This is a genomic window from Hymenobacter metallilatus, assembly GCF_003944705.1.
In the GTDB taxonomy this organism is placed as follows: Bacteria; Bacteroidota; Bacteroidia; order Cytophagales; family Hymenobacteraceae; genus Hymenobacter; species Hymenobacter metallilatus.
The window spans coordinates 41,309-61,411 of sequence record NZ_RWIS01000018.1 but is presented as its reverse complement, the minus strand read 5'-3'; the positions used below and the strand labels follow the sequence as shown (position 1 = coordinate 61,411).

The 20,103-nt window shown below is 59.0% G+C and carries 26 protein-coding genes and 1 tRNA gene; 24 read left to right on the top strand and 3 right to left on the bottom strand.

Translation table 11 applies throughout. The annotated features are described in order from the left end of the window. Window positions 1–23 precede the first annotated feature (23 nt). From EI290_RS20700 to EI290_RS20605, 20 genes are all read left to right on the top strand, one after another. Entirely contained in the window at window positions 24–563 is a 540-nt protein-coding gene (locus tag EI290_RS20700) for a hypothetical protein (RefSeq protein ID WP_125433553.1), read from the top strand. 57 nt (window positions 564–620) lie between these two features. Then, window positions 621–1,142 carry a hypothetical protein gene (locus tag EI290_RS20695; RefSeq protein ID WP_125433552.1) on the top strand — a complete coding sequence of 174 codons (522 nt, stop codon included), beginning with the start codon at window positions 621–623 and terminating at the stop codon, window positions 1,140–1,142. Between the two features lie 115 nt (window positions 1,143–1,257). Further along, window positions 1,258–1,842, top strand: a complete 585-nt coding sequence (locus EI290_RS20690; RefSeq protein ID WP_125433551.1) for a hypothetical protein — start codon at window positions 1,258–1,260, stop codon at window positions 1,840–1,842. Window positions 1,843–1,932: 90 nt separating this feature from the next. Continuing rightward, on the top strand, window positions 1,933–2,295 hold the full coding sequence (locus tag EI290_RS20685) for a hypothetical protein (protein ID WP_125433550.1): 363 nt from the start codon (window positions 1,933–1,935) through the stop codon (window positions 2,293–2,295). Window positions 2,296–2,301: 6 nt separating this feature from the next. Beyond that, the gene (locus EI290_RS20680) at window positions 2,302–2,589 is read left to right on the top strand and encodes a hypothetical protein (protein WP_125433549.1); all 288 of its coding nucleotides are present in this window, start codon (window positions 2,302–2,304) and stop codon (window positions 2,587–2,589) included. Continuing rightward, the gene (locus EI290_RS20675) at window positions 2,586–3,257 is read left to right on the top strand and encodes a DUF5977 domain-containing protein (protein WP_125433548.1); all 672 of its coding nucleotides are present in this window, start codon (window positions 2,586–2,588) and stop codon (window positions 3,255–3,257) included. Before EI290_RS20680 ends, EI290_RS20675 begins: the two co-directional genes overlap by 4 nt. 6 nt (window positions 3,258–3,263) lie before the next feature. Then, the gene (locus EI290_RS20670; protein ID WP_125433547.1) at window positions 3,264–5,285 is read left to right on the top strand and encodes a hypothetical protein; all 2,022 of its coding nucleotides are present in this window, start codon (window positions 3,264–3,266) and stop codon (window positions 5,283–5,285) included. After that, window positions 5,282–6,106, top strand: a complete 825-nt coding sequence (locus EI290_RS20665) for a hypothetical protein (RefSeq protein ID WP_125433546.1) — start codon at window positions 5,282–5,284, stop codon at window positions 6,104–6,106. The genes EI290_RS20670 and EI290_RS20665 overlap by 4 nt, the downstream gene beginning before the upstream one ends. Next, window positions 6,106–6,297 (top strand): hypothetical protein, encoded by a 192-nt coding sequence (locus EI290_RS20660; RefSeq protein WP_125433545.1) that lies wholly within the window; start codon window positions 6,106–6,108, stop codon window positions 6,295–6,297. Before EI290_RS20665 ends, EI290_RS20660 begins: the two co-directional genes overlap by 1 nt. 6 nt (window positions 6,298–6,303) lie before the next feature. After that, window positions 6,304–6,984, top strand: a complete 681-nt coding sequence (locus EI290_RS20655) for a hypothetical protein (RefSeq protein WP_125433544.1) — start codon at window positions 6,304–6,306, stop codon at window positions 6,982–6,984. 6 nt (window positions 6,985–6,990) lie between these two features. Next, window positions 6,991–7,692: a hypothetical protein gene (locus EI290_RS20650; protein WP_125433543.1), complete on the top strand. Its 702-nt coding sequence runs from the start codon at window positions 6,991–6,993 to the stop codon at window positions 7,690–7,692. Beyond that, window positions 7,689–8,201, top strand: a complete 513-nt coding sequence (locus EI290_RS20645) for a M15 family metallopeptidase (protein WP_125433542.1) — start codon at window positions 7,689–7,691, stop codon at window positions 8,199–8,201. The genes EI290_RS20650 and EI290_RS20645 overlap by 4 nt, the downstream gene beginning before the upstream one ends. Further along, window positions 8,198–8,446, top strand: a complete 249-nt coding sequence (locus EI290_RS20640; protein ID WP_125433541.1) for a hypothetical protein — start codon at window positions 8,198–8,200, stop codon at window positions 8,444–8,446. The genes EI290_RS20645 and EI290_RS20640 overlap by 4 nt, the downstream gene beginning before the upstream one ends. Then, window positions 8,446–9,123, top strand: coding sequence for a glycosyl hydrolase 108 family protein (locus EI290_RS20635; protein ID WP_125433540.1), 678 nt, complete (start codon window positions 8,446–8,448; stop codon window positions 9,121–9,123). The genes EI290_RS20640 and EI290_RS20635 overlap by 1 nt, the downstream gene beginning before the upstream one ends. Then, entirely contained in the window at window positions 9,104–9,910 is an 807-nt protein-coding gene (locus tag EI290_RS20630) for a hypothetical protein (protein ID WP_125433539.1), read from the top strand. Before EI290_RS20635 ends, EI290_RS20630 begins: the two co-directional genes overlap by 20 nt. Before the next feature lie 36 nt (window positions 9,911–9,946). Then, window positions 9,947–10,510, top strand: a complete 564-nt coding sequence (locus EI290_RS20625; RefSeq protein ID WP_125433538.1) for a hypothetical protein — start codon at window positions 9,947–9,949, stop codon at window positions 10,508–10,510. A 74-nt stretch (window positions 10,511–10,584) separates the two neighbouring features. Continuing rightward, complete coding sequence (locus EI290_RS20620; RefSeq protein WP_125433537.1) at window positions 10,585–12,618, top strand: hypothetical protein; 2,034 nt, start codon at window positions 10,585–10,587, stop codon at window positions 12,616–12,618. A gap of 47 nt (window positions 12,619–12,665) precedes the next feature. Beyond that, window positions 12,666–13,328 (top strand): hypothetical protein, encoded by a 663-nt coding sequence (locus EI290_RS20615; RefSeq protein ID WP_125433536.1) that lies wholly within the window; start codon window positions 12,666–12,668, stop codon window positions 13,326–13,328. A 39-nt stretch (window positions 13,329–13,367) separates the two neighbouring features. Continuing rightward, a complete protein-coding gene (locus EI290_RS20610) occupies window positions 13,368–13,928 on the top strand; it encodes a hypothetical protein (RefSeq protein ID WP_125433535.1) in 561 nt (186 codons plus the stop codon). Next, a complete protein-coding gene (locus tag EI290_RS20605; RefSeq protein ID WP_125433534.1) occupies window positions 13,928–14,335 on the top strand; it encodes a hypothetical protein in 408 nt (135 codons plus the stop codon). Before EI290_RS20610 ends, EI290_RS20605 begins: the two co-directional genes overlap by 1 nt. 74 nt (window positions 14,336–14,409) lie before the next feature. On the opposite strand, the gene EI290_RS20600 is transcribed toward EI290_RS20605, so the two are convergent. The 3 genes from EI290_RS20600 to EI290_RS20590 form a co-directional block, all read right to left on the bottom strand. Continuing rightward, complete coding sequence (locus tag EI290_RS20600) at window positions 14,410–14,970, bottom strand: hypothetical protein (RefSeq protein ID WP_125433533.1); 561 nt, start codon at window positions 14,968–14,970, stop codon at window positions 14,410–14,412. Between the two features lie 52 nt (window positions 14,971–15,022). After that, window positions 15,023–16,219, bottom strand: a complete 1,197-nt coding sequence (locus tag EI290_RS20595) for a tyrosine-type recombinase/integrase (protein ID WP_125433532.1) — start codon at window positions 16,217–16,219, stop codon at window positions 15,023–15,025. Window positions 16,220–16,337: 118 nt separating this feature from the next. Next, window positions 16,338–16,411, bottom strand: a tRNA-Asp gene (locus EI290_RS20590). Between the two features lie 255 nt (window positions 16,412–16,666). On the opposite strand from EI290_RS20590, the gene EI290_RS20585 reads away from it, so the two are divergent. The 4 genes from EI290_RS20585 to EI290_RS20570 all read left to right on the top strand — a co-directional run bounded on the left by EI290_RS20585 (window position 16,667) and on the right by EI290_RS20570 (window position 20,094). Then, window positions 16,667–17,620 (top strand): acetyl-CoA carboxylase carboxyltransferase subunit alpha, encoded by a 954-nt coding sequence (locus EI290_RS20585; protein ID WP_125433531.1) that lies wholly within the window; start codon window positions 16,667–16,669, stop codon window positions 17,618–17,620. A 111-nt stretch (window positions 17,621–17,731) separates the two neighbouring features. Further along, on the top strand, window positions 17,732–18,580 hold the full coding sequence (locus EI290_RS20580; protein WP_125433530.1) for an MBL fold metallo-hydrolase: 849 nt from the start codon (window positions 17,732–17,734) through the stop codon (window positions 18,578–18,580). Window positions 18,581–18,627: 47 nt separating this feature from the next. Then, window positions 18,628–19,446: a patatin-like phospholipase family protein gene (locus tag EI290_RS20575; RefSeq protein ID WP_246009022.1), complete on the top strand. Its 819-nt coding sequence runs from the start codon at window positions 18,628–18,630 to the stop codon at window positions 19,444–19,446. A 78-nt stretch (window positions 19,447–19,524) separates the two neighbouring features. Continuing rightward, window positions 19,525–20,094 carry a 1-acyl-sn-glycerol-3-phosphate acyltransferase gene (locus EI290_RS20570; RefSeq protein ID WP_125433529.1) on the top strand — a complete coding sequence of 190 codons (570 nt, stop codon included), beginning with the start codon at window positions 19,525–19,527 and terminating at the stop codon, window positions 20,092–20,094. Window positions 20,095–20,103: the final 9 nt, after the last annotated feature.

Below are 20,103 nucleotides of genomic sequence, written 5' to 3'. Positions count from 1 at the left end.
TCCTACGCAACCATCTCACACTCATGTTCGCAGCACAATCTTACGAACCAACAGGCGCCAACGAGGCCCTTTCTTACTACATCACGCCGGAAACGGGCGAAACCTCCCCAACGTCTTACACGCCCCAGGTAGTCCCATCTGGTCCCGAGTACACGCCTACCACGGTGCCCACCCTCCCTACGGAGTTCCCCATCCGTCAGACTATGACAGCAACTGAGGTGGAGGTAAAAGTGGGTAATGACCTATGCGCCGGCTCAACGCTTTGTCAGTCGTTTTCGACTGGGGCGGCAGAAACGCAGCGCGACACGGTGCCCGGTACCGGACCTACGACCAGCGCGGTTGCTACGACCCCAACTCCCAGCGCCAGTAGCGGCTCCGCTGGAGGCTCCGGTAGCGGCTCCAACCTTTGGCTCTGGCTGCTGCTCGGCGGGGTAGCAGTTGTGGTGGCCACCTCGGGCAATAAGAAATCGTCCGGGCTAGCTGGCCCGGAGCCGGAGCCCCTCGGCAAGCCCACTACCAAGCACACGGCCAAAAAACGCCACGTCGCCTCCCTCACCGTCTAGTTTTCCCGGCTTCGGCCATTTCTGTTTCTCTTTTTCCTCAACCAACCCCTTTTCAGTATGAAACTGAATAAAAATCGCGCCAAGCAGTCGGCCATCGACACCGGCGCGGCCGTGGTGGGCGCTGTCGTGGCCCACGCCGGGAGCACCTACCTCTCCGGCATGGCTGACTCCAACGCTACCCTCGGCAAAGTAAAGCAGCACATTCCGGCCATTGTGCTCGGAGCCGTGCTGGCCGTTCAGGCCCTCGACCTGGTGCCCGCCAGTAACGACATGGTAACCTCGGCCCTGCTTGGTGCTGGTGTGGTAAGTGGTATGGCTGCCGTGCGCGAGTACACCGGTGCCAACGACGAAACCAAAAACACCGCTGGTGTGGCCGAAATGGTGAACAAGTACGTTCCCGGCCTCAGCTCCGGCCTGCAGGGCCTCGGCTACGTGGACTACACGGAAGCCCCCAGCATCTCCTCGTCGCTGCTGGCTGCTGGTAACACGCACCGCGCCCTGAACGGTGGCAGCATGGGCTTCCTGCCCGTCCAAGCGGCGGCTTCCGGCCAGGACGTGCGCAAGGCATTTGCCGGCTAACTGAGCGGCAAGTATCCCAAACCCACTACCGGCTACTGAAGGCCAGCCGGTAGTGGCCCGCTTCCGCTTTCAACTTCTCGATTTTCCTCATTTCTCGTTTTTCATTTCACAACTCATGCAGAAATCTGCTCTGTTTTCGGCCGCTCAAATTGTATTGCTGGCCGCTATGGGGGTATCAGCCCCCGGTATCCAGGATATTCCCCGCGTGGCGGATGGTGACCTGTACATCCGCAAAGACATTACCAGCAGCAACAGCGGTATTGTCAACCTGATTGACTCCAACACGTCGCAGGTGGTAGGTGTATCCTCTTTCGACAAAAAGCAGCTGCCAGCCGGCCAGCTGCAGGTAATCGAAAGCATCCGCTTCGCCTACGGCACGGCCGCTTCCAATGACACGGATGGTGTCGTGAAGCAGACCTACAGCAACAAGATGTCGTCGTGCCCGGACGTGCTCATCGGGGCTCACCTCATCATCAACCAGAGCGGCAAGAAGCTCATCGAAATTCCGGTGCAGCGCCTGCTCGTGAATGATGCCGGTAACCAGAACATCGGGGACGATGCCTACTACCTGCAGGCCCTGCGTCTGTTGCAGCCCCAGACGGACATCGAAATCCAACTGAAGTTCCCTGATGGCCTGGCGCTGGCTTCCGGCCCGAAGCACTTCGTGGAGCTGTTCATCAGCGGCCCGCGCACGGCGTAACTCCGCCTCTTTCTGCGTCAAAAAAGCCCCGTCAGTTCGCTGTCGGGGCTTTTCAGGTGCAAGTATTTCGCATTTACATCCTTGACAATCATGGCCGAAACCCGTTCCCAATCCCTGAAAGTGATTCTGCCCGCTGGTACGCCCACAGGCACTTACCAGCCCGTTTCTGAAGCCCTGGATTCCACCTATGCCCGTGCGACTGGGGTGGTGGCCTACGCCAACAATCGGGGAGGCCTGACGCAATTTCAGCTGGGTATCCATGACGATACGGCTACCTACGTGTCGCAGTGCAACAGTCAGCACCTGGAGGCCGGCATCGACTGCCCCAAGCCTTTACGCAATACGCCCGTGGCCATCGTGAACCGCAACCAGCGGATTACGGTGCAGGTGTACGTGCCCGAGCTGCTGACCGATACGCTCGACGTGGACGTGGTATTCACGCTGGAACGCTAGAGCGCCGTGGCCAGCATCAAAATCAACGTCGAAACGCACGTCGGCCCCACGTTTATTTCCGAGCTGGAGGGGTGCTATTCCTTCACCGTGGAAAACCACGGCACGGTGCCGGCCGAAGTGGCCTTCAACAAGCAAAGCCCGGTGTACGTGCCCCTGCCGCCCGGCACGGCCCGCAGCTTTGACTGCCTGGGCAACACGCCCTACGAGGGGACCATTGTCGGCCGCTTCGCGCAGGAGGGCGGCACGCGCCGGGTAAATGTGACCAAATCCGTCCTGAACTGTCAGCAGAAATGAGCGGCATCACCAACTTCCGCCCCTCCGGGGGCGCGGCGTACCAGCCCCTGGAGTATACTGCCACCAAGTCCGCCACGGCCACCTGCCCAACCGGTAAGACGGGGGCTCCGGTTACCCGCACGGCTACCAAAACCAGCTTTCTGAGCCAGGAGGAGGCGGATGGGTTAGCGTATCAGGCCGCGCTGGCGGAGGCTACGGCCGCCCTGGTGTGCACCGTGGTGCCGGCCGCTGCGCCGGTCACCTACTCGGCCACCAAGGACTATACGGCCGTGTGCGGCACCGATAAGCCCGGCGTAGGTGCTTCCGTGACCCGCACGGGCACGGCCTCCAGTACCCAACATCAGGCGGACGCGGATACCAAAGCCTGGCAGAGCGCGAAGGCGCTGGCCGTAGCCGCCCTGGTCTGCACCATCCCGTGGGGCCGCACCCTCACCGGCCCCAGCGACAGTTACGACGGGGTAGAGCTGACCAGCAGCGGGGCACAGATGTTCCGCTACGACCCCCTCAGCTCTGGCGACTCGCTGCCGTGCTCAATGGACATCAGCGTGGGCGGTACCCCGGTGGCCAACGTGGTCTTCCTGGGCCGCTACGTGGGCAAATCTTTCAGCTTCGAGCACGCCGGCCAGACCTACACCAGCACATTCATCAACGGAACCGTGACTTTCTAAGCCCCTATGGCGACGATACCGAAGAAACTTCAGCATATCTTTTTCAACGCGCCCGACCTGCCGCTGGCCTCCGCGCCGTTCCGGTCGAACCTGGTGAAAATCTACCGCATCAACGATGCTGGCAGCGGCTGGCAGGCGTATGCGCCCGGCAGTCCGTTCAACGCCGTGTCGGTACTGAAAGCGGGAAATTTCTACCTCGTTGAATCGTCGTCGGTTGGGTATGACATTCCGGGTGCCGTGTTATCGTTGATTGCCTTACCCCCTCTGGAAGTTCAAGCCTCCTTCCCGAGTATCATTCATGGCTCCATCATTCTTGGTGACAGCATGACGACGGGGCTCAACGTTGATACAACGGGTATTTCTTGGATCCAGCGGCTGTGCTCCACGTTAGGTCTGACCGTAAACAACGCCTACAACAGCCAGAACTTTGTTGTCGCCCCTGGCACAACATTTTATTCCACGCTGCAGGTGAATAACCTGGCGAGTTCTGGCTCCGGGGTGCGCAAGCAAGCCGCCCTGGCAATGACGAACTATCCAGCCAACGTGTTTGCGCCCCTGGAATGTCAGATGGGCTACAATAACCTGCGGATTTCGCAAGAAGACGACCCGACCCGCCGATACGCCATGATTAATGCGGCCCACCGGGCGGTCCTAGCCATTCACTTCTCGAAAAACATTGTCTTTGCCGAACATATTAGTGGGACACCTCTAGCGACCTATTCGCACGGCTACGTTGGGTTTCCGAGTGAGGCTGTGATGAGTGATTGGGGCAGCCGGGCGCTCTGGTATCGGCGCAATGACATGAGCCGGGCCGCTGCCAACTGCTTCTGGAAGCAATCTGTTACCGCCGGCGAAACACTCACCTTTAGCATCAACGGTGACCGGATTGCCATTGGTACCTGGGGTTGTGATGGAAGCGTCGTCAACATGAGTCGCATCGAGGTGCGCGTGGATGGCCAACTCAAGACGACGTATGACCCCACTGGACGAGCCGTCATCAGTTCTATTCCGGTCAGCAATGATCAGTACACGCAAGCGGGCATCATCAACGATGCTATCGTTCTGCACGGTTTGGGCACCGGGTCTCATTCCGTAGAACTTCGCTTTCTGGATGAAGGCAAGATAGGCGCATGGGATTACGCTGTCACGTTGAAGTCGCCTATTGAGGCGGCTGCTATTGCCGCCTTCATACACGATATCCCGCTGGCCAGCAATGCGCCTGGTATCGGGTATAATTATCCGGGCTATCCAACCTACGGGCCCTATCTGACAGCCGGAACAGAAAGCCGCAAAACTGCTTTGCAGGCAGCTTTTCCCGGGTATCCATTGGCTTTTGTTGCCGTGAATGATGCCTTCAAGGCGGAAACGGTTGCCGCCGACACCCAGTCAGATGGTATTCATCCCTCCAATTCCGGGGCCAGTAAAATTGCCGCGAAAGCCAATGGCTACATGGTGCCCAATACGTATCAGAGCTACGCACAGGCGGCCATGTCCTACACGCCCACCGGGGCCCGGATAGCCAGTGTGAGCCCTGGAGTGTATGCCCCTATCGTCAATAACGGCGTGCCAGGTACCTATGGTAATCCCGGGCTGTTCAATCAAAAGCTGCCAGCGGGGACGGATGGCTGGTTTGGCTTCAAAAATCCTGCGGGAGATGCATTTGATGCGGTATTGGGCGTCAAGACGACAAACGTAGAAGGCGGATTTGGTACGTTCCTGCTCGGCGTGTGGAATGCCAGCATTAGCGAGGAAACGCCGAATAAAACCATTGCCAAGCGGGATAACGGCACGAATACGGTTGTCCTGGGTGCCTTGGTGACACTGAATTCATTTCTACGTGTCCGGCGCTATGAGAGCACCACGACGGGTAAGTTCGTACTGGAGCAAAGTGCTGATAATGGGGCAACCTGGCAGAAAGTATATGACTTCGTCACGACGTACACCGGTGACTTGTTCCTGGCAGTAGATATAGATGGAGGTGGTAAGCTGTACCTGCCGCAAGGAGCGGGTTTTGTTCCGGTTATATGATGATGCTCACCCCCGCACCTGGCCACACCGGGCAACTATACTACCTACGCGGCGACGACAAGCGGCCAATTGCCCGCAACCTCGATATGGCCGATGTGGCGGCCGTGCAGCGGGCTGTTGCTCAGGCCCGGCAGCAGTATCCCACGCAAGCCCTGAAATTGGCCGTGTACCGGCGGAACGGCAGTTCTAAAGTGCTGGAAGAAATACTTGACCTCTCTGCCGCGCCTCTGGCCGGCCCTGAACCCCCTACCGACGTGCCAGTACCGACCTTTCAACCTTCTTCGTCGCACTTTGCAGCCCCGGCCTCCGGGTATGCTGGTGCTGACAACTTCACCAGCTACCTGCTCAACGAGAAGGATACCCGGTTGCGTGAAAAGGACGATACTATCCGTGAGCTGCGCGACACAGTGCGGATGAAGGAAGAGGAGAACCGCCGCCTGAAGGACGATAACGACAAACTGGGCCTCGACCTGAAATTCAAGGACCGGGAGCACGCACTGGAACTGCAGGGCGTGGAAGCCAACCAGAAGAAGGGCCTCGCTGGAATTACTGAATCGTTGGGTGGGCTGCCTCCCGAAGTGGTAACCATGCTTTTCGGTAAGATGCTGGGTGTAGCTCCGGCGCCGCAACTCGGGGGTGGGGCAGATGCTTCACTCGCTGGCCTCAGCCCCGGGCACCGGCAGGTGGTGGAGGCGGCCGGCGACGTGCTGAAGTCGGTGGATGAGGGTACAGCCACCAAACTCTACGTAGTGTTCAATCAACTAGCCCACAACCCGGCCGCGCTGGAACAAGTGCTTCAACAGTTTACCCCCCGAATGTAATGTCCGCTAAAAAGACGTTTTCGCCCACCATCACGCTCGAAGCCCAGGATTCGATGGATGCTACTCGCCGGGTTACGGCCCTTTCCACCATCCTGCAGCATATCGAAACGGATAACCTGGAAACCCTGGCCCGCAAAGCCAGCAAGCCCGGTATCAATCAGAAAATCCGGCAGTTTGCCTCGTTTATCTAACCGCTTATGCTCCCTGTACTCGCAACTTCTACGGCCGTTTCTACCCTGGCCAGTTCTCGGGTGATGCGGTACCTGCTGACCGGCGGCTTCTTCCTAGCCGTTGCCGGGGGCGCGTTCCTGCTGTTTCGGAAGATTCTACAAACCATGCAGCGGGACAAGGCTATTAAGGACGTGGGAGCTAATTCGGCCGATGGGCTGGCCCTCGCCTTCGCTTCCCGCTGCTACGCGGCCATGAACAGCGGCCACGAGTGGTGGAACGACTGGTTCGGCGACGGTACCGATGAGGAAGCTCTCTACCAGGTGGCCCGCGACATGCGCAGCAACAACGTGCCGTTTGTCCTGGTGGCCAACAAGTACAAGGCCCTCTATACCCGCGACCTGTACGCCGACCTCACCGCCGAACTTGCTACCGACGAAATGGCCCAGTTTCAGGCCGCCCTGAGCACTGGCCTCGGCAACGTGCTCGACCCCGGACTGCTCGTCACCCAGCAGCTCATTACCACGGCCCCGTCCACTATCCTCGACGACAAGCTGGAACCAGTCAGCCAAACGGGGCCGCGCACACGCCTCGGCCCCCACGATGAGACAATGATGCTCCCCGGTGGGCGGGTGCTCCACGGATTCCTGTACCAGAACCAGCGCCGCTACGTGGCAGCACCCACGGTGCAACTCGTTCCCCTAATCTAACTTGCAATGGCTCAAGACCTGATGTATCCACCCGGCCGCAAACGGCCGAGTGGCTCGAACACTGTTGCCCGGCCCCGGCGCGAAAACACGCCTCGCTCGGCTGCTCAAACGCCTGCTGCGGCTGAAATAGGCGGGTTTTCCACTACCTCGCTGTTACTGGTTGCCCTGGCCGGAGGCGCGGCACTGGCGTGGTTCCGCGCCGGCACCACGTCGGCCTCCCAACTGCCGGCCAGCTTGCCGGCCACGGGTACTAGCACCCCTACGCCTCCAAAGCCTACCACGAGCACGCCCACGGGCACCAAATTGCCGACCCGCTTGCCCACCGTAGGGCCAATGACGCCTGGCCGCCTGGTGTTTGTGCAAAGCCTGAACGGTGAAACCATCTACGAGCGACTCCGGAGCACTGGGGGCTTCCCGGATGGCTACGGCCTGCCCTCTACAGCTATTACCATGATACCTAACGGCACCTGGTTGGGCTACCTGACGGGCAAGGAATTTCAGCCCTCGCCCAACTACCCCCGAATGCTTCAGGTGTACGCCACCAATGGCAGCGACTTCCGGGTAAACTTTTGGGTAGATGCTGAGGAAGTGGTGGTGTTCGGTCAGGCTGACGCGGATGCCTACATGAGGCGTGGTGTGGGCAAGAACATGACTGCCGACGCGGTTAATGCCATTAAGAGCTTCTTTCTCAACAAATACGGCACATGAGCACGGCCTTTTGGTGGGGCGTAGCGGGCCTAACGGTGGTGGCCCTAACCCTCAGCTCCGATACCAGTATTCCCGCCCGCTGGGGCCTGCTCTACCAGCTGCACCCTGCTGCCCGCAAACGGTTTTTGAACCTCTTGCTGCGAATTGAGGCCCGCACCGGCTGGACGGTGGTGCTCACCTCCGCCTGGCGGCCATCTGATACCAGCCTGGGCTACCACTACTTCGGGCTGGGGCTGGACATCAACGCCACCAACGGCAATCAGGCCCTGCGCATGGCTTCGACGAAAGCCGAGTGGGAGGCCAGCGGCATCCCGGACATAATCCGGGCAGCCGGCTTCCGGTGGGGCGGCGACTTCACCAGCCCCCGCAACGGCGGCTTACCCGGCTACGACCCGGTGCATGTTGACGAGGGCCGCCGCATTTCGCTCACCAACCTCCGCCTACTGGCCAAAGCGCAAGCTCCGGCCGGCGACACAACCCGCTTCGATGGCCGGGTACTGCCAGTATGACCGAGCTGCATTTCAAGGGTAACTGCCTGCTGTTCGCCGTGCTCTACCGCCTCGCCAACCCCGGCAGCCGCATTAAGTGGCACCGGGGCCGGTGGTGGCGCTGGGCTCCGCATTTCTGCGTGCTGCACAACGACAACGTGGTGGATTTCAAGAGTGAGCCCCACCGCAATAACACGCCCCTCTGGTTTCGCGGCCGGATGCGGGTGCGCTCTAAAGACGCTTATCAAGCCTACATCTCTCGCTAATGGCTGACTTCTCTACTGCTTACCGCATCGTGCATGGCAACGAAGGTGGATATGCTAAAATTCTAGGCGACAAGGGCGGGGAAACCTATATGGGTATTGCCCGCAACTCGCACCCGAATTGGACGGGCTGGCGCATCATCGACGCCGTGAAAGCCACTCGCCATATGTACTGGAACGAGTACATCGACAACGCCGAACTGAAGCAGATGGTGGTGAACTTCTACCGCGCCACATGGAACCAGATGCTCGGCGACGGTATCAGGTCGCAACCAGTGGCTAACCTATACTACGACTTCTACACGAACTCGGGCGGGGCTACCACGGTGCTGCAACGGGTGCTGGTGTACCAGTTCCGGCAGAAAATAACCGTGGACGGTGCTCCCGGCCCGCAAACGCTGGCAGCTATCAACGCCGTGGATGGTGCTTCGCTGCACAATGCCCTGAAGGCTGCCCGCATTGCCTACGTGCAGGACTTAGTGCGCCGCGACCCGAGCATGGGCCAGTTCCTCGATACCTGGCTGCGCCGCATCCGGCAGTTTCCCGACCAGGAAAAAAAAAGCTCGGTTTCGTCGTCGCCCTCGGTGGCCTCGCGGCTTGGTTCCTCTATCAGCAACATGCTGCGCGGCAAGCTGCGCAACCCCTTCAGCAACTCCCCCGATGAAACGGCTACGGCATAACGTTTTACGCGAACGAATCACCACTGCTATTGGCGTAGTAATTTTTCTGGCTACCCTCACCTCGGTGTTCGTGGTGCAGGGTATCACCTGGGGCGACGCATGGGTGCCGATGGTGGTGAGCCTCGTGCTCATGTTGATGCCGGACCGGGCGCTGGGCATTGTTCGCCGCACCGCTGAACGCAAGGGGCAGGACGTGGCCAACCTGGTGCCGGCGCTCCTACTCGGCGGGCTGCTGGGGCTCTCGGCCTGCGCCAGTCCCGGAACTGCCCGGCAGGTTCAGGAGCTGCTACCCCGGCCCACAACCGTAGTGCAACCCGATTCAGGACCGCACCGCCCGCCTGCGGCCCTCACCGCTTCCCAGCAGCGACGCTACTTACGCACGGCCGCTGCGGTGAATCGACGTGAACGGCGCTTTAATGCCCGGCAGCTACGACGTGAGCAACGACGCTATGACCGGGCAGTACCGCGCAAAATCAAAGCGCGGGGCTCCGTGAGCATCAATACGGCCCCGAACGGAACGGTCACCAATGCCGCCCCCACAGTACTGAAGGTCCGGGGCTCCGGCACCGTCGCCAACGGCCCCAGTAGCGCAGCGACCAACAATGCTGGCCTCGGGCAAGCTGCCCGGGGAGGGGTGAACACGGCCGCAAACGGCACCGCTACCGGCCCTACCGAACCTCCGACGCCGTGGTACCGGCACCTGCTCTACGGGGTGGGCGCACTGTTGCTGGTGGCCGGCATCCTCTACGGCCTCTACCGCTGGATTAGCGCCAGCATGAGTTTCTGATTTTCCCTTTTTCTCACGTTACCCCACTTCCTCCCCATGGAACCTGTTTCGCTCGCCCTCGGTGCAGCCGTTGGCTACCTCGCCCCCTCGCTGCTGGGGGGCAAATCAAAACCGTCCAAAGCGGCTGTGAAAGCCGCCAAGAAGCACGATAAAAAACTGGATAAGAAAGCCGTCGAGAAGTACAAGAAAAAACATGGTCTGCAGGGCTTGGGGGCGACCTACGTCGTGACTGGCCGGGCAGTCAAGATGAACAAATCCAGTAAGGCCAGCACGGTGCGGGCCGCGGCCGGCTTGACGAATCGGGCTAAAAAAGGCAAAAAAGCCCTCAGCGGCCTGGAAGGGGTGAAGGCGAAAGCCCCCCGGAAAACAGCCGCCCCCAAACCGGCTACCGCCCTGCGCGGAGCCGGAGCCCGGTTTAAGACGGTGCGGGAAATCAACCAGTTTCTGCGCACCAGCAAAACCTTCAACGTGTACCACGCCACTCCGGAGGGGAACAAGCGCGTGATGGAGGCCCGCACCAAGGAAGGCAGCCTGCAGGTGCGCCACGCCGGCAGCGCGACGTGGACGAGAGCGACGTTCAGCAAGCTCCATTCGGCCTAATTCATTCCTCTGCTTTTTTCACACGGCCCCACGCCCTGCCCCGGCTGGGGCCGTGTGCCATTATCCAGACTTGTATGCCACGCAGACTATTTTTCTCGGCGTCCCAGCAAGGGGACCTGTTCAACCGGCGCTCCACCAGGCGGAGCGGCCTCGGTATCGTCGCCACCACGGCAGCGCGCCCCCCGGTACCGGCTGTACTGGAGTCGGACCTGACCTTGGTACGAATTCCCGCCAAAGCCGACAAGTTCGACCCGCAGGACGTGCTGGGGACCATTCGGGTGCAACCCATTACGCCGCCCGTTCTCAAAGCCAACACGGTAACGGAGATACTGCGTAAGGTGGTCAGCCGGGACGAGTTGCGGCCCAACCTGCAGTGTATCTACTTTGACGCGGCCCAGAAGCAAGCTGTGGCCACGGATGGGCACCGGCTGCTGGTGCTGCCGGTGAGTGGGCTCCGGAAAAGCGAACTGCTCAACCCCAAAACGGGTAAGCGGCTGAACGAGCGGTTTCCGGATTACCAGGATGTTATTCCGCTCAACAATCCGAATACGGCCGTGCTGCAGGACGTGGAGGCCCTGCGGGCCAAGTTGTATGGCTTGGTAAAAGCGAATCGGTTTATCGATACGGCTCGCATTGGCAGTGGCTACGCCCACATTCGGGCAGAAATCCGCTTTGATACCAGTTACTACTACTTCAACCCGGCCTTTCTACTGGAAGTGCTGGAGGGACTGCTGCAGGACGGAGCCACCCGGTTGCGCGTGGAACTGTCGGCCTCAGCTAACCGGGCAATGGTGGTGCGGGACGTGCAGAAGCCTCAGCGGATGGCAGTGCTCATGCCGGTGACCAACACGGGCTCGTGGACCGGGGGCAGCTTGGAGCAGGCCGATACGTTGCCCCATACACCGGTGCTCACGCTCACCAGTGCACCGGAAGCAAGTGCAAAAAAGAAGGCAGAGGCGGCGCGCAAACAGCAGCTGCAGCAGGAGAAAAATGACCAGGCCATTCGCAAGGAAGAAGCGGAGGTAGCGGAGATGGCCAAACGCATCCCGTTTGCCGTGGGCGACACCGTGTTGGTGCTGGCAAAGCCTTCGCTGCCGGATTATCTGAGCATCCACGCGGGCGAAACGGGAACGGTCGTAGGTTTCTCGAAATACTATTCAAACAGCCGGGCGGTGCTCCATATTCGGGTGCAGCTTCCACCTGAGCAGGGGAAGGAGGTAGTATTTCCATTCCCGCAGGGAGCGTTGAAAAAGCAGCCGAAGCAGGGGGCAAAATCGACACAGCCCGCTACCCAGCTACCGTATTTCAACACGAAAGGTGAGTTGGTAACTGATACAACCGGCAAGATGGATGCGGAGAAACTGTACTACGTGCAGCCGGATGGCACCTATGAGCAGGGTGGTGACCGTCGTAGTCCTGGATGGGTGAAGCCCCCGAAGAAAACCGCCCCGAAAAAGGCTCCCAAACCAGCACAACCCACTGAGCCCATCAAACGCACGACGGTGAAAAAGCACGGCAACCAGAACCTGCGGCAGCCGGTGAGCCATTTTGACGGGGACCTGACCTTGATCCGGCAGTTCCTGGGACTGACCCACGGCGAGGTTACCAGCAAACGTGTGAAGGCATTACACGGCCGTATCGAGAAGGCTATCGTGAGCCGCAAAGTGCGCAAAACCAGCCCCCACGCGGAGTTGCTGACCGACATTGCCGCCTTGGTGAAGAAAACCTATGCCGCCATGGTAAGCCAGGATATCGAGAAAGTAGAGGAACTGAAATTCTCTGATAAGGGGATTGTGAGCCGGGCCCAGGCCGTGGCTGACCATGTAGTCATTCAGTCGGCGGTACCGCTGCTTTCGCGCTTTATCAACCTGCAGGGCACCAAACCCGAAGCGAAGACCGTGGCCACGCTGCTCAAAGCAATGGAAAAGCAGCGCCGCGACGTACCCAACGACGACTACGCCGGCCCGCTGGCCGCTGCCGTGGCCTTGCTCAAGGACTGGAAGCCCGGTACAGCCGTGCGTATCACCCAGCACCAGCTATCCGGCCTGCAGGGCCTGGCTGGCTTGGGCTGCCCGGGCGACACCTGCGGGTGTTCGGCGGGAAAGTAGAGGCGTCAGCTGGCACGTCACCCAAAGCGAGTACAACACCGGCATCCGTGCCGGCAACACGGGCCGGGCTGGGCAGCCTGGATGCATTGTTTACGCCCATCGGGGTAAAGGACACGCGCCGGCCGGCCGGCGAGGCGCTGGCCCTGCCCGGGGACCTGGGCCGGTTCGTGGGCGTCATCGAGCGGCACGAGTACGCCCTGGTGCTGCGCGGCGATAAGGGAGCCGGCAAAACCCGCCTGCTCTACCAGCTGAAGAATCTGTTTGCCAGTGTCGGCCTATCCGTGGCTTCATTCTCACTGGAAATCGACAAAAACAGCACGGTAGTAGCGAAAAATACGGCGGCCTACATCGCGCCGGCCAACCGGGTCCGCATCAAAATAGCGTCGGAAGTACCGCAGGGCCTAGCTACTATCCGGCAGGCAGCGGAACACTTCGACGTGGTGGCCATCGACTCCTGGAGCAAGATACCGGGCACGTCTCCCACCGACTTTGACGCCCTGCGCAAAGCCTACCCGCGCACCGTGTTCCTGGTCATTTTCCAGAGTACCACGGCTGGCACCGCCCGGGGCGGCAGCAGCTCCGAGTACGATGCTTCGGCCGTGTGCCAGGTGGATTTGCCCGGCATTGCGCACTTCGAGAAGAACCGCTACGCCACCGGGCCGGCCGACGAACTGCGCTACGATGTGAACGAGCAGCGCCTCACCACATGAAAACTTCACTTATAAGTTAATTTCTACCCCAACCTCACCATGAATCCTCTTGCCCTTGCCGCCCTCGCCGCCGGTGCGTTTCTGCTGCTGAAAAATAAGCAAAGCAGCCCCACCACGCCCCCGACTACGCCGCCCATCCTACCAACCACTCCGCAGTCCGCGCCTCAGGTAGCGCAGCAGCCGAACTATTTACAACAAGGCACGCAGCTGCTGGATGCAGCCGGCAACGTGCTCACGGCCGGTCAGGAAATCTATGGGCAGATTTTCGGACAGACGCACACCCCGACGTTCCCACCGACATCGGTACCCACTTCGCCTCAGGTAGTGCTGGATAAGTGGAATATTCCTCACCTAACCGATGCAGATGTGTCCCGGGCGAATACGTTCAACACAAACGATGCGGCCCTGTTCCGGCAGTTGTCCGACACGTTCCGGTTGTATTGGGAGGATATTGAGGCACTTATTGGCTTCGACATCAGCCAGTCGGGCAACACCTGGCAGCAGGTAATCAATTGGTACCGTGGCGACATCAACCGGATGCAACCCACCATTGAGAACTACAACCGGGCGAATCCTGCACGTCCCATCGTTGCACGCTAATGGTACTGTTATTCGGGGTGCAGTTGCCGGCCTGGTGCCGGCGGCTGCCGGCGCTGCTCGGCCGCCCGGTACAGATTGATGAGTATGTACTGCTGCCGGATGCGCCACGCAACGAGTGGTTCACAATTGCCGGCCTGCGGTGGGCCACTCACCCGCGCAACGTGTTACGACTGCGCGGAATCCGCACCACCAGTGGGGAAGTGCTACTCAGCCTGAACCGCTACCAGAACGGGGAACGGCACGGTATTACTCTCGGCACCGTGCCGGCCGGCTCCTACCTGCGGGTACGCCTGAACCAGTACCGCGACGGGCATACGTGCCTGAGCGTGTACCGGCAAGGCAGTTTGTTGGCGTGCTTGTGGCATGAGGCCCCACCCAGCCGCCCGGCCGTGCTGCTAGGACTGTAAAACGAAAGAGGTCCCGACTGAAATCCGCCTCCAATAAGCAAAAAGGCCCGCCGAAATTCGGCGGGCCTTTTTGCTTATTGCTCTTTTGCAGGGACAGCATTATACGTGTAGAAATTAGCAACTACAATCGTCTTTGGATTCTTGAACTTCCTCATGCCTCGGTTAGTAATTTGCTGTGTAGTAAGACACTGGCCGTTTACAACACCATCCCACCATACAGTTTTTACTTTTTCAGTTGGAGTCCAAGACGAAGCGGGCTCAGCTAAAAAGAAAACGGCTGTACTACCTATCATCATTGGCCGGCATAGAGCCATACTATCAGATGGAGTATTGTTGCGAAACCGGATAGCCATATCCCTAGTCCCGTTTCCTACAACAATTGCGTCAAATGGTTTTTGAACAGTACCCGCCTCCATCAAAGCGGCTTTCACCATTGCTTCTGAACGCTCAGAACCAATCCCACAAGCAGGCATAGGAGGAGTTGTAAAAGTAAATGCCACATCATAGGCGGCCACGGGCTTCATGTAGTAAAACACGTATTTGCCATCAATATCATCAACTCGCCCAACTTTTAAAGCTTGAGCATATGTTGTGAAGGGATAAGCCAGAAGTAAAGAAAACAACGCTTTTTTCATGGGACTGTGTAGGAAACGCGGAAATGCGGAAACGTGAAATTGAGGGAGGAAGCTACGCCGAAAACATTTTATCTACCAGTACGACCTGCTCTCGTTTCTGCTCCTCGCGGACGTGGACGTAGCGCATGGTGCTGGATATTTTGGCATGACCCATCAATTCTTTCAGCACCGGCAGCTGGCCACCGTTGGCAATGAACTCGGTGCCAAACGTTTCGCGGCCGGAGTGGAAGTGAATTCGCTCGGGTATTTCCAGCTTGTGAGCAATGCGTTTCAGAATGCGGTTGCCGGCCTGCTCTGACTGGTCCCCGAAAATCCGTTCGCGGTGCGGGTGCTCCCGCAGAGCCTCCTGAATGATGGTCAAAGCGGTGGGGGTGAGCGGCAGGCGGTGAATCCGGTTGAATCGGCGGTTTTTATGTTGCACGTACACCAACTCGTCGCCAATCAGGTTATGCCGGCAAGCCCGGTTGAGGTCTGAAATCCGCAGGTTGGCCGCGCAGGCTACCAGGTACTTCTGCAGCGCGCACCGTTCAGGCCCTGATGCGGTAGGGTAGTAGGCGTACAGTTTCTGAATTGACTCCGGGCGCAGGGGTTTCCAGCTGCCATCAGTGCTTTTCTTCTTGAAATAGAGGTACGGATTCACGAACTGTATCTCGTCCAGCTCGGCCAGGTGCAGGTAGGTAGTTACGTCCTTATGCCGAGCCCACCGAGTGTTGAGGCCGTTGCCGTACGTATTCTTCAGCCATGTATCGAATTTCTGGGCCCAGGTTCTATCCAGTGAGAAGAATGCCAGTATGGCCAGCTTGCCGCCCGAAAATTCCCGTACGCGGGCCAGAGCACGCGCCTGTACATCGTAAGTGCTTTGAGTAATCACTTTGAGCCGCAGCCGTTCCTGCAGCTTCTGCTCGAAATACAGTAGGAAGTCGGTTTTGGAAAGCGGGTTCTCAAATTCGTAGAGGAACCGTTCGATGGTCAACGGCTGCTTGCGAAGCCGGTACTCTACAAATACATCGTTGGCCCGTCCCAATTTCTGTCCCAGCAGCAGGTTATTCGCCTCGCACTGCTCGTCTTGGGGACCTTGGGGCAGGCACTTGCCGGCGTGCCCATCGAACAGGGCCACCGGCCAGAATATTTCCAGCGGAATCTTTTTGCGTCCTTCCGGGCCTGGGGATACGCGCACATCAAGGAAGATACTGCTGCGCCCATCGTTCTGTACATAGTCGGTGCGGATTCTGAGTTTGGCGGAATACATAGTTTTAGCTTGGGACAGTTATGGGACAGGGTAAATGCCAAATGGCCCAAAAACAGCCCTCGTAGCAGTGCTACAAAGGCTGTTTTTGGGCCATTTAGGCCGTTTTTGCTCCTAAGAGCGGTCCGGACGGGACTCGAACCCGCGACCTCCGCCGTGACAGGGCGGCATTCTAACCGACTGAACTACCGAACCGTTTACCTCGCTACTCGCTTGCGGCGTTGTGTTGAAGTGGTGCAAAAGTAGAAGGCTTCAACCGACCGTGCAACCTTGAGGGCAAAAAAAGATCAAAAAAGAAGCTACTCATATTGTTTCAGGCTGGCAGTCAGGTAGAAAATTTTTTGAACAAATCCCGGCACACAAGCTACGCGCGGTATCCGGCCCTTCGCTTACCTTTGCTTTCTTCTCAACCCAACTCCTCGCACCTCCAAGACGCACTCTGCCGTGGCAATGCTCCTCGATTTCGAACAACCAATTGCCGCTCTCGAAGGCAAGCTCCGCGAAATGCAACAACTGGCCCTCGATAGCCAGGTTGATGTATCGGACGCGGTAACGGCCCTCGAAGCCAAAATAAAAGCCCTCAAAAAGGAAACTTACCAGAACCTCACGCGCTGGCAGCGGGTGCAACTCTCGCGCCACCCCGACCGGCCGTACACCCTCGATTATATTGAGGGCATGACCGAGAAGTTTATTGAACTGCACGGCGACCGAACCGTGGCCGACGACAAGGCCATGGTGGGCGGTTTTGGCGAAATTGACGGCCGCTCGGTGATGTTTATCGGGCAGCAGAAGGGGCGTAACACCAAGCAGCGGCAGTTCCGCAACTTCGGGATGCCCAACCCCGAGGGGTACCGCAAGGCCCTGCGCCTGATGAAGCTAGCCGAGAAATTCGGCAAGCCCATTGTAACGCTCATCGACACGCCCGGCGCCTTTCCGGGGCTGGAGGCGGAGGAGCGGGGGCAGGGCGAGGCCATTGCCCGCAACCTCAAGGAAATGTTCCTGCTGAAGGTGCCCGTTATCTGCATTATCATTGGCGAAGGGGCCTCGGGTGGAGCCCTGGGCATTGCCATCGGCGACCGGGTGCTGATGCTGGAAAATACCTGGTACTCTGTTATTTCGCCCGAGTCGTGCAGCAGTATCCTGTGGCGCAGCTGGGACTATAAGGAGCAGGCTGCCGAAGCCCTCAAGCTAACGGCTACCGATATGCTGAAGGCAGGCCTCATTGACGGGATTGTGAAAGAGCCCCTGGGCGGTGCCCACTGCGAGTCGGCGGCCATGATCAAAACCCTGAAGAAAACTATCCTTAAAACCCTGGATGAGTTGGAGGCTCTTCCCCACGAGGAGCGCATCAGCCAGCGCATTGACAAGTTCTCAAACATGGGTGTGGTGGTGGAAGGGAATTAAAAATTGAGAATTAAAAAACAAAAATGCCGTTTGCATCGTGCTAACGGCATTTTTGTTTTGCTCAGAGCTCTTACTACTCATTTTTCATTCTCAATTTTTAATTAACAAGACATGACCGTTCATACCCTCGATACTGGCCTGTTTAAGCTGGATGGCGGTGCCATGTTTGGCGTGGTGCCCAAGAGCATGTGGCAAAAGCTGGTGCCTGCCGATGCCAACAACATGTGCACATGGGCGTTGCGCTGTTTGCTGATTGAAGACGCGGGCCGCCTGACGCTGGTGGATACCGGCATCGGCAGCAAGCAGGACGAGAAGTTCCGGGGCCACTTTTACCTGCACGGCGACGATACGCTGGAGAATTCGTTGCGGCAGCACGGCTTCACTTCCGCGGATATAACCGACGTGTTCCTGACCCACCTTCACTTCGACCACGTGGGCGGAGCCGTGGTGCGTACCCCCGACGATAAGCTGCAACTGGCCTTCCCCAACGCTACCTACTGGAGCAACCAGACGCACTGGGACTGGGCCCTGACGCCCAACCCGCGCGAGAAGGCCAGTTTCTTGCAGGAAAACATCCGGCCTATTCAGGAGAGCGGGCAGCTGCAGTTTATTACGGCGGAGGGCAGCGTGCCCGCCGCCCTGCTCGGCTTGCAGGAGATTGTGCTGGTAGATGGGCACACCGAGAAAATGATGCTGCCGGTGCTGCCCTACAAAGGCCGGACGCTGGCTTTTGTGGCCGACCTGATTCCGAGTGCCGCCCACGTTCCCCTGCCGTACGTAATGGGCTATGATATGCGCCCTCTGGTGACGATGCAGGAAAAAGAAGTCCTGCTGCGCCGTGCCGCCGCCGAAAACTGGGTGCTGGTGCTGGAGCACGATGCCCAGACGGAGTGCATTACCGTACAGGACACCGAAAAGGGCATTCGGGTAGCGGAGCGTTTCCGATTGAACGAGCTGTAAATAGTTGCTGGTTTTTGGTTTATTGTCAATTGTAGCCCATCAGTTCCGTGACTCAGCAGCCTGCAATCAGCAATCAGCAACCCGCTGCCAGCAACGCACTCGGGCTGGCCTTATCGGGTGGGGGGGCGCGGGGTATTGCTCATTTGGGGGTGCTGGCGGCACTGGATGAGCTGCAACTGCCCGTAGCCTGCTTGTCAGGGGTATCGTCCGGGGGCATCGTAGGGGCGCTGTATGCGGCCGGTATGCCCCCCCGGGAAGTGCTGCGGCTATTGCTGGAGCTGCGGATTTCCCGCATCACCCATATTGCCCTAAGCCGCCACGGCCTGCTGCACATGGATGCCGTCGGGACCCTGTTGGAGGAATATCTGGGGGTAGGCTGCACCTTTGAGCAGCTGCGTCTGCCTCTTATACTTATTGCCACCGATTTGCTGGCGGGTAGTTCGGTGTCGTTTACCACAGGCCCCCTGCTGCCGCCGCTACTGGCGTCGGCGGCCGTGCCCATCCTGTACCGGCCGGTAGAATACCAGGGGCGGCAGCTGGTAGACGGCGGACTGCTGAACAATTTGCCGGTAGAGTGCCTGCTGCAGGCAGCCCCGCCCGGGCTGCGGGTGGTAGGCGTGCATTGCAACCCCCCCAACCCCGAAGCGCAGGTACCGAACATGCGGGCTTTAATTGAGCGCACATTCAACCTGGCTATTGGGGGCAACACGGTGCTGAGTAAGCGTCTTTGCCACCTGCTGCTGGAACCGCCCGAGCTGTGTCAGTATCGTACTTTAAGCTTCCGGCGGGCCGCGGAATTGTTTGAGGTTGGCTACCACTACACCCTAGGCCGGGCCCCTGAGCTCCGCGCTTTACTGCAGCTGTAGTAGGGGCTTCCGCGGCATTTCTCTAGCTTTGACTTCTGGTAGCCCTTGCACCCACCCGGCTACTGCTTCCGCACACGTATGGCTCGAAAGACTTCTACCTTCTGGTACCTGTTCTCTAAATTCTGGTTCTGGATAACAGGGTGGCGCCTGGGCTCCCAGGTACCACCCGGTATCAAGAAAAGCATGATGATTGCCGCCCCCCACACCAGCAACTGGGACTTTATGTTTGCGCGGGCGGCTTTTTTCCTGATGGACGTGGATGTAAAGCTCACCATCAAAAAGGAGTGGACCACCCTGCCCATCCTGGGCGGCCTGGTGCGCAGCCTGGGCGGGCTGGCCGTGGACCGCAGCAAAAACAACAGCCTCGTTGACGGTATGGTACAGCTGTTCAACGAGCGGGAGGAGCTGGTGATTCTCATCACGCCCGAAGGCACCCGCTCGTACCAGCCTAAATGGCGTAAAGGCTTCTATCATGCGGCGCTCGGGGCAGGGGTACCCATTCTGCTGGGCTACCTGGACTACGAGAAGAAAGAAGCCGGCGTCGGTCCGGCCTTCTGGCCCACCGGCGACTATGAGAAGGACCTGGAGGAAATCAAGGCTTTCTACCGAACTAAGAAAGGGCGCTTTCCCGAAAAAGGCGTACGTTAACCATCGGTT